This window comes from bacterium (assembly GCA_023230585.1).
In the GTDB taxonomy this organism is placed as follows: domain Bacteria; phylum Ratteibacteria; class UBA8468; order B48-G9; family JAFGKM01; genus JALNXB01.
Map to the genome: position 1 here is coordinate 1 of JALNXB010000044.1, position 15,203 is coordinate 15,203.

General features: G+C 36.4%; 14 protein-coding genes and 2 tRNA genes. 12 read left to right on the top strand and 4 right to left on the bottom strand.

What is annotated here, in order from left to right; translation table 11 throughout:
* Positions 1–64: 64 nt before the first annotated feature.
* The 4 genes from M0P98_07215 to rpsO all read right to left on the bottom strand — a co-directional run bounded on the left by M0P98_07215 (position 65) and on the right by rpsO (position 5,656).
* Positions 65–1,315: a hypothetical protein gene (locus M0P98_07215; protein MCK9266647.1), complete on the bottom strand. Its 1,251-nt coding sequence runs from the start codon at positions 1,313–1,315 to the stop codon at positions 65–67.
* 250 nt (positions 1,316–1,565) lie between these two features.
* Entirely contained in the window at positions 1,566–3,281 is a 1,716-nt protein-coding gene (locus M0P98_07220) for a hypothetical protein (GenBank protein MCK9266648.1), read from the bottom strand.
* A gap of 40 nt (positions 3,282–3,321) precedes the next feature.
* The gene (pnp, locus tag M0P98_07225; GenBank protein ID MCK9266649.1) at positions 3,322–5,385 is read right to left on the bottom strand and encodes a polyribonucleotide nucleotidyltransferase; all 2,064 of its coding nucleotides are present in this window, start codon (positions 5,383–5,385) and stop codon (positions 3,322–3,324) included.
* Positions 5,386–5,389: 4 nt separating this feature from the next.
* Positions 5,390–5,656, bottom strand: coding sequence for a 30S ribosomal protein S15 (rpsO, locus tag M0P98_07230; protein MCK9266650.1), 267 nt, complete (start codon positions 5,654–5,656; stop codon positions 5,390–5,392).
* Between the two features lie 106 nt (positions 5,657–5,762).
* On the opposite strand from rpsO, the gene hisS reads away from it, so the two are divergent.
* The 12 genes from hisS to M0P98_07290 all read left to right on the top strand — a co-directional run bounded on the left by hisS (position 5,763) and on the right by M0P98_07290 (position 14,719).
* Complete coding sequence (gene hisS / locus M0P98_07235; protein MCK9266651.1) at positions 5,763–7,010, top strand: histidine--tRNA ligase; 1,248 nt, start codon at positions 5,763–5,765, stop codon at positions 7,008–7,010.
* Positions 7,011–7,103: 93 nt separating this feature from the next.
* Complete coding sequence (aspS, locus tag M0P98_07240; protein MCK9266652.1) at positions 7,104–8,873, top strand: aspartate--tRNA ligase; 1,770 nt, start codon at positions 7,104–7,106, stop codon at positions 8,871–8,873.
* Between the two features lie 115 nt (positions 8,874–8,988).
* Positions 8,989–9,729 carry a LysM peptidoglycan-binding domain-containing protein gene (locus M0P98_07245; GenBank protein MCK9266653.1) on the top strand — a complete coding sequence of 247 codons (741 nt, stop codon included), beginning with the start codon at positions 8,989–8,991 and terminating at the stop codon, positions 9,727–9,729.
* On the top strand, positions 9,730–10,704 hold the full coding sequence (locus M0P98_07250) for a PhoH family protein (protein MCK9266654.1): 975 nt from the start codon (positions 9,730–9,732) through the stop codon (positions 10,702–10,704). It abuts the gene before it with no gap.
* The gene (gene ybeY, locus M0P98_07255) at positions 10,658–11,113 is read left to right on the top strand and encodes an rRNA maturation RNase YbeY (protein MCK9266655.1); all 456 of its coding nucleotides are present in this window, start codon (positions 10,658–10,660) and stop codon (positions 11,111–11,113) included. The genes M0P98_07250 and ybeY overlap by 47 nt, the downstream gene beginning before the upstream one ends.
* Positions 11,100–11,828 (top strand): diacylglycerol kinase, encoded by a 729-nt coding sequence (locus M0P98_07260; protein ID MCK9266656.1) that lies wholly within the window; start codon positions 11,100–11,102, stop codon positions 11,826–11,828. The genes ybeY and M0P98_07260 overlap by 14 nt, the downstream gene beginning before the upstream one ends.
* Complete coding sequence (locus tag M0P98_07265) at positions 11,828–12,430, top strand: DUF502 domain-containing protein (protein ID MCK9266657.1); 603 nt, start codon at positions 11,828–11,830, stop codon at positions 12,428–12,430. Before M0P98_07260 ends, M0P98_07265 begins: the two co-directional genes overlap by 1 nt.
* A complete protein-coding gene (gene recO, locus M0P98_07270) occupies positions 12,387–13,130 on the top strand; it encodes a DNA repair protein RecO (protein MCK9266658.1) in 744 nt (247 codons plus the stop codon). Before M0P98_07265 ends, recO begins: the two co-directional genes overlap by 44 nt.
* Positions 13,108–13,944, top strand: coding sequence for a fumarate hydratase (locus M0P98_07275; protein MCK9266659.1), 837 nt, complete (start codon positions 13,108–13,110; stop codon positions 13,942–13,944). The genes recO and M0P98_07275 overlap by 23 nt, the downstream gene beginning before the upstream one ends.
* A 76-nt stretch (positions 13,945–14,020) precedes the next feature.
* The gene (locus M0P98_07280) at positions 14,021–14,548 is read left to right on the top strand and encodes a FumA C-terminus/TtdB family hydratase beta subunit (GenBank protein MCK9266660.1); all 528 of its coding nucleotides are present in this window, start codon (positions 14,021–14,023) and stop codon (positions 14,546–14,548) included.
* A gap of 4 nt (positions 14,549–14,552) precedes the next feature.
* Positions 14,553–14,625 (top strand) — tRNA-Arg (locus M0P98_07285).
* Between the two features lie 18 nt (positions 14,626–14,643).
* Positions 14,644–14,719 (top strand) — tRNA-Pro (locus M0P98_07290).
* Positions 14,720–15,203 lie beyond the last annotated feature (484 nt).

Genomic DNA, 15,203 nt, shown 5'->3' on the forward strand with positions numbered 1-15,203 from the left:
AGCAAGACTGACAATGAAATGGCAGATATAGTACAAAAACAAAGAAGCAGGTTATTAAAAAAAATTATGCCTGTTTGTGACCCTTAATTATTTCAGGCTCATTATTTGACTGGAAAAGACTCTGAGTATACCTCTTCTCACTCCGGTATGTATCCCCTATACCTCTGTTAGCCCTCATTGTATCGTTTTCTGAGATACCTGCAAGTTTTAATACCTGTTCGTAAGAGTTGCGCTCTTGCGGGTATTTACCTTGCTGTTTATACATATCTGCTCGGGTAAAAAGTGTGTATGCCTTATAGTTAACGTTTAATGAAGGTGTAGATAATATCTCGGTATAAACCCTGTCTGCTAGATTGTGCTTACCTTCTAGCCGGTAACTTTCAGCAATATTAAAGAGCGCAAGTTGTTGCCCGTAGTCTATCCCGTCGATCCCTTTAATCTTTTCGTACTCTCTCCTTGCTCCTTCAAAATCTTTTTTTTTAATAAGAATGTCGCTGTTGGCAAAGAGTTTGTTTATCCTGTCTGTTGCTAGCCCCTCCTCACCACCGCCTACCTTTTTTATTTCATCAGGACTTAAAACCTTGTTGTGAATTACTATCTCATCCAGATCTATAAGGTCTAAAGCATTATATCCTACTCTAAAGGGATATTGGGCCGGGTTATAGTTTCCTTCATATTTTCTCCTGGCTGCTATCTCTCCGTTTAAGTAGAAGAGTACCTCCTGCCCGTTCCATACCAGAGCTGCGTGTTGCCACACTCCTTCCAGGATTCTGCTTTTATCTGCCCCTGTTTCAAAATAGGCAGGCTTTTCTTCTCCTTCAGGTGTCTTCTTAATAGAGCCAACCCGCCCGCTACGATGAGTTAATATCCAACCTTTATATCCTGCCCCTGATAAGAGTAGAGTAGAAGCAGAAGTTTCAATCTTTTCATATTTGGTTGTATGTACAGTTCTGCGGAACCAGCATTCAGCTGTAAAAGCATTCCCCTCTATCTCAACAGCCGATCCTTGGTAATACCCTCTATCCAATCTCACCGCCTTCTTTCCGGGAAAACGTCCTTCAACAACTGCAAGTTTTCCTACCTCTTTTTTATCAGCTTTCATAGATCTAAATGTAAGGTCGCCTCCTTTACCGCTTAAATCTTTTACTATACTGTCGGTATCAACCACACCTTCAAATGTGTAATAACGAACTACTGAAGGGTCTTTTAAAAGGAGCTCTTTTCTTATTTGCCAACTTTTTTCTAAATTTGTTTCGCATCCAAGGTTGAGTACTATAAGAATAAAGATTATTCCAACACATTTAAGTGTTCTCATTATTTCCTCCTGAGAATTATCAACGTTATGCCAAATTTGGCTAAGAGTTCTTTTTTGTTGTTGCGAAGGCACATCTGTTGAGGCCAATCTACGTTAAACTACAAGTTTCGGCAGGTATACCTTGGCGTAAGTTGAAACGGCTTGTCCCGCGTGTTTCCGAGGGAATTGTCATATTACGAAACTCTTTAAAAAACCTGTCAGGGCAAACACTCGCAAAGACGGAATGAAAGAGGTAGAAGGCAAAAGTTCTCTATAATTTCTCTGCCAACCGTAGTTTAGATATAGTTTCTCCACCGTTTAGTAGATACAGAGCAGGCGTTGGTCTATCTACGCCTTCAATGAAAGACGGTCTTTCGCTCCAAGGAGTCACAGAAAGAACATTTGCCAAGTCAAGCCAGTATTCCAGTCTTGCGGGTTCTAACCCCCATACCATATGTATGTGGTTAGCTGGTGGATAATGTTTATATTCTGTCATTGTGGCATACTTTGGCGTTATAAACGTATGTGGCCACGTGTAGTTAGACATTTTACCTGCTGCTTCAGATAACTTTGCTGGTAATTCAACTGTTTCTGCCTGGTCCCATACCAGAGAAAATATGTTTGTCAAACTACTGTAAGCAAGCCTGCCAGCAATCCCTTGTATCCCACCCGGTGATACAAAACTGACAGAATTCCCAAGCCCTGGAAAGTAATCTTTGTCTGCTATAGGGAAAGAGACTCTCTTCATTATCTTTTTGAAATTTTCTTCTGGAACTCCTGCCCAGTCGAAAGAAGCGCTACCTGAATTGTTGCCATCTACAAACCCTCTCTTTTCCCAAATTGTTTTCCCTGTAAGTTTTACACCTGCTTTTTTGGCAAGGGTTTTAATTTCCCACGGTTCCCAAACCTTCCGAAAATCCATAAAAAGAGGAGGGTTACCGCCTGTCAAGTGAGAGAAGAAGAGCATTGTTAAAAGACCTTGAACGTCTGCTTCGGTGGCGTACGGGATAGGTTCTTTTTTGCCGTTGTGGTCAAAAGTGGAATTAAAAAGAGATTCCATAACGTCTGCAACAGGAAGAGGCGTACCTCTCTTATCTGAACCCCATTCGAGTTGGCTCATAAATCCGCCTCCAACTGCGTTTAAATCTTTCATAAGGTCTCTTACTATAAGATACATAGCAAGAGAGGAGTTGAACCTTTTATCATCGGAACTGTCGCGTATTTCTATTCTGTTTTTACAATGTGTGTTAAACCATTCTCGCAGTTCTTTCAGTTCATTTGAGTTGTAAGCTTTTTTGGCAAGCATATCTGCTAAAAGTTTCATATCTAACCGTGTAATCTCTATTCCGAAGGTGTTTCTTGTGGGAATAATATGAGCAAGAGCTGTCTCCATACCCATAGAGTCGTGACCAAAAACAACAATGCGTCTACCCTGTAAAGATTTGAAGGTAACGGCTGCGTAAGTCCAGTCGACAAGGTCAGAAATAGTTTTTTCTGTTATAATCGGGCATACTCCTGTGTCTGACCAGGAACCGATATTTATATGTATAAGTTTCCCGTATTGAGATATTGCTCCGCTACAGGCGTGAGTGTATACCACACCTGGTTTAGGACCGCTGTTGCCACAGGTAAGGTTTAACGGAGTATCTTTGGGGAACTGTTGAATAAACGATATAAGAGTAGGTTGAGGGAAAGCCCAAGTGTCAGGTACTCCTATAAGGATTTGTACTTGCTCTTGTTTGAACTGCCTTGCAACTGTATCAGCACTTTTCTCTCCGTCTATAAGAGTGTCGCTATAAACTATCCGCAAATCGGAATTATCTGCAAACCGTATTTTTTCTGCAAGTATTTCAGCTGTCATACGAGAAATATTTGCTGCTCTTTTGCGTGATTCTTTATCTATTCTTGGGTCACATGGAGCAAATACGCCGATTACTGTAGTTTTATTAGAGGAGAGTGAAGACGAACCAACTTTTGTTACTTCCATTTCGCTCCCTTGTAGAAAAAAGATATTGAATTTTTTAAAATCAATCTGTAAGAGCTTGCTTGATACTTAACTTTACTTTACCTCTATCGTCAAGCCCTATAAATTTGACTTTTATTTTGTCGCCTACTTTTACAACATCTTCAACTTTTTTAACCCGTTGAGGGGCAAGTTCAGAGATATGTACCAGCCCGTCTTTACCTGGGAGAAACTGTACAAAAGCACCAAATTCCATAATCTTCACAACGGTACCTTCGTATATATTCCCTACTTCTGGTTCTGCTGCTATACCTTTTATTACATCAGCAGCCTTTTCACAAGATTGGCAATCGATAGAAAATATTTTAACTGTACCGTCGTCATCAATGTTTATATCAGCACCTGTATCTTCAATAATTTTTTTAATTGTTTTCCCGCCAGGACCTATAACAAGCCCTATCTTGTCTGTATTTATTTTTATAGATATCATACGAGGCGCATATTTAGATATTTCAGAGCGGGGAGAAGATATTGTTTCTGACATCTTCTGGAGGATACCTTTTTTTGCGTTGTTTGCCTGTAAAAGAGCCTCTTTTAATATTTCAGAGGTTAACCCTGATTCTTTGACGTCCATCTGGAATCCTGTAATACCGTTCTCTGTTCCTGCAAGTTTTAGGTCAAGGTTGCCATAATGGTCTTCTTCTCCTGCTATATCAGTTAAAAGAATATATTTGTCACCTTCTTTGATTATACCAAGCGAAACCCCAGCAACGTGTTTATCAAAAGGAACTCCAGCTTCCATAAGAGCAAGACTACTTGCACATATGGTTGCCATTGAAGAAGAACCGTTCGATTCAAGTATATTGGCAACAATTCTTATAGTATAAGGAAACTCTATTTCGTTAGGAATAAAACCTGCCAATGAACGTTCTGCTAAAGCGCCGTGTCCAATTTCTCTCCTTGATGTACCTCTAAGAGGAGAAACCTCGCCAACAGAAAATGGAGGGAAGTTGTAGTGCAACATAAACCGTTTTTTAGATTCTTCACGTAAACCATCTATAATCTGTTCATCATCACTTGTGCCTAAAGTTACAGAGGCAAGACATTGGGTTTGTCCTCTTGTAAAAAGAGCCGACCCGTGGTTACGAGGTAGGAGACCAACATTACATTCAATAGGTCTTACTTCTGTAGAATCTCTACCGTCAAGTCTTTTACCTGTTTTAAGGATAACTTTTCTTATATTATCTTTCAAAACAGATTCAAATATTTTCGCAGCTTCTTTTTGTTTATCTTCCTCAGGGTAAGAGGCAAGAAACTCTTCTTTAAGAGAGTTATAAAAAACTTCTCTCGCTTTCTTCTCTGGGAAAGAGTATGCGTCCATTATTTTGTTTGAAATAAACTCTGTCGCAGATTTTAAGACAAGTTCATCACAAACAGGTTGAACTACGTCTGCCTTTTCTGTCTCAAAATCTTTTATAACGTCGAGCATCTTTCTTATCTGGTTATGCCCAAATTCTAATGCTTCAATAAACTGGTCTTCAGATAATTCCTTAGCTTCCCCTTCAATCATTACAATGGAATTATAAGTAGCTGAAATAACAAGGTTGATTAAACTTTTTTCCATCTGGTTAAAGGTAGGATTGATTATATAATTACCATCTATAAGACCGACTCTTACACAAGCTACAGGTTCTTTAAATGGTATGGACGAGGCAAAGAGAGCTAACGCAGCAGCGTTTACAGAGAGTGTATCAGGATTGTTTTCAAGGTCAGCCGATAAAACATTGACTATAACCTGAACTTCGTTAAGGTAGTTATCAGGGAATAACGGTCTAACAGACCTGTCTATAATACGGCTAACAAGTATCTCCCTCTCGTTTGGTCTACCTTCTCTTTTAAAAAAACCGCCTGGTATTTTACCAGCAGCGGAAATATGTTCTCTATAATCACAACTTAAAGGGAAAAAATCTATATCTTCCCTTCTTTCTTTGTTACCTACAACTGTAGCAAGAACTATTGTATCACCCATTCTTGCCCACACAGAACAGTCGCTCTGTGTAGCTACAAAACCTGTCTCTAAAGAGATAACATCTTTACCGACAGGCAATTCGAATTTCTTTTTTAACATTATATTATTTCCTTAAATTAAGCTTAATTAAAACTTCTTGATATTTGGAAGGATTAGTTGCTTGTAGATACTTAAGAAGTTTGCGTCTTTGCCCAATGAGTTTAAGAAAACCTCTTCTTGAGTTGGTATCTTTTTTAAATTTGGAAAAGTGTAGGTTTAAAGCATTAATTCTTTCTGTTATTAACGCAATTTGGACCTCTGGCGAGCCAGTATCTTTTTCATGTCTTCCAAAACCTTTTATAACGGTCTGCTTTTTTTCTGTTTCAATCATATTGATTTCTCCTTCGACTTTATTTGTTTGTTAACATAGGAAAGATTATACATCTTTTATTTTTTTTTGTCAATAACCTGCTTTATATGATAAATTATATACCATTATGGGACAATACAAAAAGGTTCGTGGGATGCATGATATTATGCCAGAGGAGATAGAAAAGTGGCATTTTGTGGAAAAAATTATTTCTGAAACGGTCAATCTTTTCAATTACAGCGAATTACGTACACCTGTTATAGAAGAGCAAGCCCTATTTGAAAGAAGTGTTGGTATGGAAACAGATATAGTCTCAAAAGAGATGTATACTTTCCAAGATAAAAAAGGTAGAAAACTTGCGTTAAGGCCGGAAGGGACAGCCTCTACAGTTAGGGCTTATATTGAGTCTACCCTTTCTTCACTTGATGGGATTACTCGTTTATACTATTATGGACCTATGTTTAGGTATGATAGACCTCAGAAAGGTAGGTATAGACAGTTTTATCAGTTTGGAGTAGAACTGTTTGGAGGGGCGTCACCTTTTTATGATGGTGAAGTTATAGAGATTTTGAACACTATTATAAGTAATCTTGGGATAAAGGATGTCTATTTTGATGTTAACACTCTTGGTTGTAAAGATTGTAAATCAAGGTACACCGAAATTATTAAAGAGTATGTTTTATCTATTCGCGACCGTTTATGTGAAGATTGTAAGGTAAGGAGCGAAAAATCTCCGTTAAGGATAATGGATTGCAAAAACCCTGTATGCGGAAAATTGACAGAGAATATTCCTTCTATACAGGGGGTTTTATGTCAAGAATGTGCTGACTACTTTACTACTTTGTTGGGATATCTCCAAAAAAAAGGAATAGAGTATAATGTTCGGTCTAACCTTGTTAGAGGGCTGGACTATTATACAAAGACAGTCTTTGAGGTTTTCTTGAAAGAAGATAAGAACGCTATAGCCGCTGGGGGAAGATATGACCTGCTTGTTAAGGAGTTGGGTGGTAAAGAAACGCCAGCAGTAGGGTTTGCTATAGGTATGGAAAGGCTTCTTGAACTTGTTGAGAAAAAAGCACCTGTTAGGTCTAAGGTATATATAATTAGTATGGGCGAACAGGCAAAACAGTTAGGGTTAAAGATATCTGGTGAATTGCGAAAAGAAAAAATTCCTGTAGAAATGGATTATGATGAAAAATCGTTAAAAACTTCCCTTAAAAGAGCAGATAGAGGTGGGTTTGGATGGTCTGTTATTTTAGGTGAAAGAGAAATTGAAAAAGGAGTAATTGTTCTAAAAAATATGGTTACTGGTACTCAACAAGAGGTTCAAAGAGATAATTGTGCTCAAACAATAAAAAATATAATTGAACGGTAATTACCAGTTTAGATGGTTGGCTGTATCATTACGGTTAAGAAAATTAAAAATGAAACTCCCTTGCAAATGTGTGGAGTAAAAGGAGTATGAAAAATGTTAAGGAGTCACACTTGCGGTATTCTCAATAAAACAAATCTTGGAGATAAGGTGGTGTTGTGCGGATGGGTAAACTCTATAAGAGACCACGGTGGACTAACTTTTTTTGATGTTAGAGATAGGTACGGGATTACTCAAGTAGTGGTTTCTCCAGAAGAAACAAATAAAGAACTATATGAACAAGTGAAATTATTGCGTAATGAGTGGGTGGTCAAGGTTGAAGGTGAAGTTGTAGAAAGACCTCCTGATACCGTTAACCTAAAAATACCTACAGGCGAAATAGAGATTAAGGTAGAAGGTATATCTGTTTTGAACAGAGTAGATGCTCTGCCTTTTGAACCTTGTGAGGCAGATAAGGTAGGTGAAAACCTAAAACTTAAATATAGATATATAGATATGAGGAACCCAAAACTACAGGATAACCTTAAAAAAAGAGCTCTTTTTTGTCATAAAATGAGAGATTTTTTACTTTCGGAAAATTTTGTTGAGATTGAAACGCCTATCCTTACAAAAAGCACACCTGAAGGAGCACGAGATTTTATTGTTCCGTCAAGATTGAGTCCTGGTAAATTTTATGCATTACCTCAATCTCCACAACTTTTTAAGCAACTTTTAATGGTAGGAGGTATGGATAGATATTTTCAAATTGCAAGATGTTTTCGTGATGAAGACCTCCGAGCAGATAGACAACCAGAGTTTACTCAACTTGATATGGAAATGTCTTTTGTTGAGGAAGAAGATGTTATAGATGTAACCGAAAGATTGTTAAAGTATGTTATGCAGGAAGTTTTTCATATAGAGGTCAAGATACCTTTTGAAAGAATGGCTTATGCTGTTGCTAAGGAGAAATATGGTTCTGATAAACCTGATACCAGAATAGATATTGTGTATAAAGATTTATCAGATATTATTATGCAAACAGATATAAAGATACTTAAAAGTATAATTGAAAAAGGTGGTATTATTAAAGGTTTTACGGTTCCAGCAGGAGATAGGATATCTCTGAAAGAAATAGAGAACCTTGATAAGTCAATAAAAGAAGCAGGTGGAGGTGGGTTGGGTTGGGTAAAATTTAAAGATGAAGAAATACAGAGCCCACTAAAGAAGTTTCTTACAGAAGATACAGTAGCAAAGTTAAAACCAGAAAACGGTTCTACTGGTTCTATGCTCTTTTTTCTTGGTGGCGAAGAAAAATGGGTTAATGAAAACCTAAATAAAATTAAAGAGTTTGCTGTCGCAAAAATTCCAGAAATGGTCAAGGCTGATATATTTAATTTCTTATGGGTTGTGGATTTCCCTCTATTTGAATTTAATAGTGATGAAAACAGAATTCAATCTATACACCACCCTTTTACTTCACCGATTATTTCAGATATACCTCATATTAAAGAGAACCCTTTAAAGATTAAGTCGAGAGCGTATGATATTGTTTTAAATGGAAATGAGATAGGTGGGGGTAGTATAAGAATCCATAACAAAAGTTTACAAGAGGATATTTTTAAAATTTTGGGGATAGATGAGGAGGTTTATAAAAACAGGTTCGGTTTTCTACTTGAAGCACTTCAACTTGGAGCGCCACCTCATGGAGGTTTAGCATTGGGGTTAGATAGGTTAATGATGCTTATGCTTAAAGAAGAAAGTATAAGAGACGCAATAGCGTTCCCGAAAACTCAGAAAGGGACTTGCCCCCTTACTCTTGCACCGGGAGAGGTTGAAGAAAAACTATTGAAAGAGAACCGTATACAGGTTGACATTCCTAAAGTATAATGATAGTATTATAGTATAATTAAAATCTTTTGTGACAGTTTTAATATAGAATACAAGTTAAGTTAAATTTTGTGAGTGCTAAATAGTTTAAGATATAAACAAGGAGCATAATGTGATGAATTTAAAATATATATGGATTCCAGCAGGTATTCTATTGTTATCTGGATGTGCAACAATTAAACAACCAGCAAAAGAAGAGTTAGCCAAAGAAGAGGTTATGGAAATAAAACTTAAACAGGCTCTTGCAATTGCTGAAACAAGTCTTGAAATAAGCAAAAAATCAGAAGCAATAGCTCAAGAAGCGTTAGAAAAGAGTAGACAGTCTGAAGCCGCAAGCAAAAAATCTATTGAAGCTGCTAACAAGGCTTTAGAGGCAGCTAACGAATCAAAAAAGTTTGCTGAGGAAGAATCAATAAAAGCGATAAAGGCAGTAAATGAATCAAGAAAGTTTGCTGAACAAGAGACAGCAAAAGCAATATCTGCTGCCAATAGGGCTTCAAAACTTTCTATGGACCACGCTGATAAATCTGCTGAAAAAGCTATTAAGGCGGCTAACGATGCTATAAAGGCAGCAAACGTTTCAAGTGAGAAATCTATTGCTGTTGCTAACCAAACAATATCAGAGGTTAACAGGTTGAGAGCAACAACAAAAATGTCGCCACCAGAAGAACCTATCATAATGCCAGAACCAATGGCAGAACGGTATTATACAATAAGAAGTGGTGATACGTTAAGCAGTTTATCTCAAAGGTTTTATGGTAATACTTCTAATTGGAAGTCGATATATAGCAGAAACCAGAACGTTTTGCAAAACCCCAACCGGATTCCAGTGGGAGTCAAGATAATCATACCTTAAATGTCAATAACTAAAGAAGTATATCTTACCAACCAAGAAGCGCAACTGATATTTGGTATTCAGGATGCAAATATCTCTTATATGGAGCATCTCTTGAATGTGCAATTATATACAAGAGGTAATCTGGTAAAGATAAGAGGGGAAGTAGAGTTTGTTGAAAGAGCCTCTGAGGTGTTGGAAGCATTAAAGAAATATATAAGGGGCAGAAAAACTCTTTCAAAAAACGAAATATTAAGGATTGTTGGAGATATTCCTGGTTCTGAGATAGAACTTTCTGACCAGGAAGATGTTATTGTTGTTGATTCAAAGAGAAGGTTTATAGAACCAAGAAACCCTAAACAGAAGGAATACCTTTCTTCTATAAGAGATTATGATTTAACTTTTGGTATAGGTCCAGCAGGGACAGGAAAAACTTATCTTGCGGTGGCTTGTGGGATAGAATTTATAAAAAAAGGTGTTTTTCAAAAGGTCATTCTTACCAGACCTGCTCTTGAAGCTGGTGAAAGGTTAGGGTTTTTACCTGGCGACCTTGAAGAAAAAATTAAACCTTATTTGCAACCAATATATGACGCTTTGTATGATATTATGCGTTATGAAGAATTGAAAAAATGGACAGAAAGAAGGATACTTGAAATAGTGCCTCTTGCATATATGAGAGGTAGGACATTGAGCAATGCTTTTGTAATACTTGATGAAGCCCAAAATACAACTTACGAGCAGATGAAAATGTTTCTAACAAGGCTCGGTATCAATTCAAAAGCTGTTGTGACAGGAGATGTAACACAGATAGACCTCCCTTTAACATCTAATACTTCAGGGTTGGTTGAGATTCAAAGGATTTTACATAACATTCAAGAGATAAAGTTTGTCTACTTTTCTAATGAAGATGTTGTAAGACATATATTGGTAAAAAAAATAATAGACGCTTATGAAAAACATCAAAAAGAAAAAGGGTCCTCTGTTTCAGATAAATAACCGCCAGAAAAAACTAACAATAAACCTTAATCAAATAAAGAGTGCTTTTGATAATAACCCTGACCTTTTTCATCCACCTCCAGAAGAGGTAGGGGTTGTGATTGTAAGTGATAAAACTATCAGAAAACTTAATAAAGAATTTTTAAACAAAGATTCTACAACAGATATAATAAGTTTTAAACTATCACAAAGGTACGGAGAGATAGTTATATCAGCGGAGACAGCGTTCCAAAACAGCCGTTTATACGGAAAATCTTTAGAAAATGAAATAATTTACCTTATTATACACGGGTACCTACATTTAAAAAATTATAAAGATTATAAACCTGCAGATAAGGTGCAAATGTTTAAAATACAAGATTCTATCTTTTGTAGTATCACAGGAAAAGATGGTGATGAATCAACATAATAATAAAAATAGAAGAGATGTTGTTTCAAGTTTTAATAATGCGATGACAGGGCTTTTGTATATTATTAAAGAAGAAAGAAACTTTAGAATACATCTGGTATTCGGCTTTTTGGTGATATCAATGAGTCTTTTCTTAAAAGTGCCTTTATCTGAGTTTCTTATTCTTCTTCTTGTTATAGGGATGGTCCTTTTTGCAGAGATTATCAATACCGTGATAGAAAAAATTGTTGATGTTTTTACCGATAAATATCATACAGAAGCAAGGAAAGCTAAAGATATTGCAGCTTCAGCAGTTTTTATTACTGCTATATGGGCATTTATTACAGGGTATCTGATACTTGTTAAATATTTTCCTGAAGGTTGGAGAAACATTTTTACAAATATTGCAGAATCTCCGTGGTACCTAAGTTTTATTTCTCTTGTGCTGGTAATACTTCTTGCCCTTATTATGAAATACTTGTTTTCTAAAAAAGTAGCTTTAGCTGGTGGGATGCCCAGTATACATAGTGTTATGGCTTTTAGTATCTGGACGGCTATATCAATATTTACTTTTCACGAAGTGCCTGTTATCTCTTTATTGGTCTTTATTCTGGCGTTCTGGGTTGCGCAGGGTAGGGTGTTAAAAGGGATACATAAGATAATAGAGGTTGTAGTTGGGGGTATTATAGGTATACTGTTCACATCTCTTATTTTTCAGTTGTTCTGGAGACATTAATGAAGAGCCTAAAAAGAATCTTTTTATCTGGACTCATTTTTATTGTGCCCGCTTCTTTATCTGTATGGATTCTGTATAGAGTTATACTTTTTTTTGAGAATATACTTGGATTTTTTTTAAAAAAACATATACCCGAAATATATATTCCAGGTGCTGGTTTTTTTCTATTGATTGTTTTGATTCTATTGATAGGTTTTTTAGCAGACAATTTTTTAGGAAAAAAAATATTATATATATTGGAAAAGTTTTTTGAGACGATGCCGTTGCTTAACAAGATTTATACTTTTATTAAAGAGATTAGTAGTAACCTTTTTCACGGAGGTAAGAGCGTTTTTAAGGAAGCTGTTAGGATAGAATTTTTTAGTGGCACATATACCGTTGGGTTTGTTACGGGGCAGTCGAGTATAAAAGGTTATATAAGCGTTTTTGTTCCTACTGTGCCTAATATTAGCACAGGTTTTTACCTGCTTGTGCCTGAAAATAAAATTGAAAAACTTGACATTCCTGTTGAGGAAGCAATAAAAACGGTTATCTCAATGGGGATTTTTGGACCAGAAAATGGCGCCGACAAAGATAGAAGCGATAATTTTAAAAAGGAGTGATTTTAGGGAGACGAGTGTTATTCTTTCCCTATATACTGGACAATTTGGTAAAATAAGATGTATACTTAAAGGTGTGAGAAAATCTAAGGGTAGGGTCCCGCCTTTAGCATTTACACCCGGTTCTTCTATTTTTGCTTTTTTTTATATGCGTCGTTCGGAACTTGGGTTACTAAGTTCTCCGTCGTTGATAGAAGCAAACGAGATGAAGAGCAAGGAAAACCTTGTTGTATGGCATACTGTATTAAATCTTGTTAATCTTTTTACACCGGAGAAAGAGAAAGAAGAAAAGTTGTTTGAACTTCTTAAAGGTATAGGAAAGATGTTGCCTGATTCAAGGTCTCCGGAAATACTCTATATATGCTTTAAACTTAGGTTGATTAAAATTCTTGGATATGGCATACAGTTGAATAGATGTATTATATGTAACAACCCAGAAAAGACCAGTCTGTTTAGTGGTAAACTTGGTGGAATAGTCTGTCAAGAGTGTAGTAAAAAAGATGTTTATTCAGTAAAGATCTCTCAAAGTGTGCTGGGAATAATGAGGCAGTTTGAAAAGATGGACTTTGAGCGGCTTGGAGTTATAAAACAGGTACCTTTAGAGATACTTTTAAAAATAAACTTTTACACAAACATTATTTTAAACTATCAAACAGGATTCAACAATATATGGTGGGAAAATGAGAAAAATATTTTACAATGAAATAATTGAAAAAGTTGCAAGATTAGTTGAAGAGACAAGCCATTTTGCATTGCAAGAAGTTGAAGTTGACATAAAAAAAGCTCTTGATATTGAAGACAACGCTTTAAGTAAAAAGTATCTTGAGGTTATATTAGAAAATTTAGAGATGGCAAAGAAAGATAGGGTACCAATTTGTCAAGATACTGGGCTTGGCGTATTTTTTGTTAGGCAAGGTAGCGATGTGGTGGTAGAGGTGGGGGATTATGAAAACCTGGATAATATCATAAGTGAGGGGTTAAGACAAGGCAGTAAAAAAGGGTATTTAAGAACGTCTGTTGTTGACCCGCTCAATAGACAAAACACAAAAGATAATGCGCCTGGTGTAGTTCATATTATCTCTGGGAAAAAAGGTGAATTTGAAGTCTCTTATTTGGCGAAAGGGTTTGGTTCAGAAAATACCTCTGCATTAAGAATGCTCAGCCCAACAGTTGGTATGGAAGGTATAGAGAGTTTTATCCTTGAGACAGTGAAAAACGCTGGTTCAAAACCGTGTCCACCTATATATGTCGGGGTAGGTATTGGAGGTTCGTTTGAGAAGGCAGCTCTTCTTTCAAAACTTGCTTTATGCGAAATGGGTAAGGAATCAGAATATAGAAAAATGGAACTTGAGGTTCGTGATAAAATAAATGCTTTAAATATAGGGGCTGGTGGGTTTGGAGGTAAAACAACAGCGTTAGATGTAAGGTTTGAAACTTTTCCTACCCATATAGCAGGTTTACCTGTAGCTGTTAACATTTCTTGCTGGGCGCACAGATTTGGGGTTGTTAAACTTTAAATGAATATTAGTAAATTAGTAAAAAGTATCAATAGAACAGTTTTTTAACTTATGGTAACAAAATGTGAGAATTCAAATGAAAAAAAATATTATATTTCCTGTAAGAGATTATTCTTTCGATGATTTATGTGTAGGTGATGAAGTAACTATATCTGGCTGTTTATATGTAGCAAGAGATGCTGCCCACAAAAAACTTATAGAAGCGATAGAGGGTAACGAAGTTTTACCTATACCTATCGAAAACAACTTGATATATTATATGGGACCGTCTCCAGCGCCTGAAGGAACAGTAATCGGTTCCTGCGGACCAACTACAAGTATACGGATGGATGCTTACACAGTGGCTCTATTAGAGAAAGGGTTGAAAGCTACAATGGGTAAAGGTGTTAGAGGAGATGCGATGGCTGTTGCTTGCAAAAAATATGGGGCAATCTATCTTGTTACATACGGAGGTTGTGGGGCATACCTAAGGCAATTTGTGACAAAGATGGAAGTTGTTGCATACCCTGACCTTGGTCCAGAAGCAATTTTTAAACTTAATATAGAAAACTTCCCAGCAATAGTTGGTATTGATACCAAAGGAAACAACCTGTATAATACCTAAAATAGCGCCCATAGTTCAATGGATAGAACGTCAGGTTGCGGACCTGAAAGTTGCCTGTTCGAGTCGGGCTGGGCGCATTTAGTTTTTAGGGTTTACGGGGCGTGGCTCAGCCTGGTTTAGAGCGCTTGGTTCGGGACCAAGAGGTCGGCGGTTCGAATCCGCCCGCCCCGATTTTGCGCTACCAAAAGATAAGTGAGTTCCCCATTATTTAAGATAAATTCTCTTCATTCCGCTTTAGTAAGGAGCAGACGGAACAACCCCCTTACAAGTACTGTTGGGGCAAGTTCTGAGAGTTCATCTCCTCTTTTCTATTTTGTTTTTTTGTTTACAAAAACTGAAAAATTTGTTAACATAGTTATAGGTTGTCAATAAATACAACTATCATTCTTATTGTTGTAATTCATCACAGTAATGTCAAACAATAAATCAATAATTACTATAATATAAAGAAATACTAAGTAAATTAAATATTTCCAAAATGATTTGTTAAAATTGGTAAAAGTTACCTAAGTTATAATTATAAAAACTTAAACTGTAACTCTGCGAAAAATAAGTAATATATCATACCATAAATTTCTATAATGCAATAAAAATAGTAACTTCACTTGACAGAGCTCTTTTTTTTAGGTATTACTTAATAAGTAATATGCAAAGG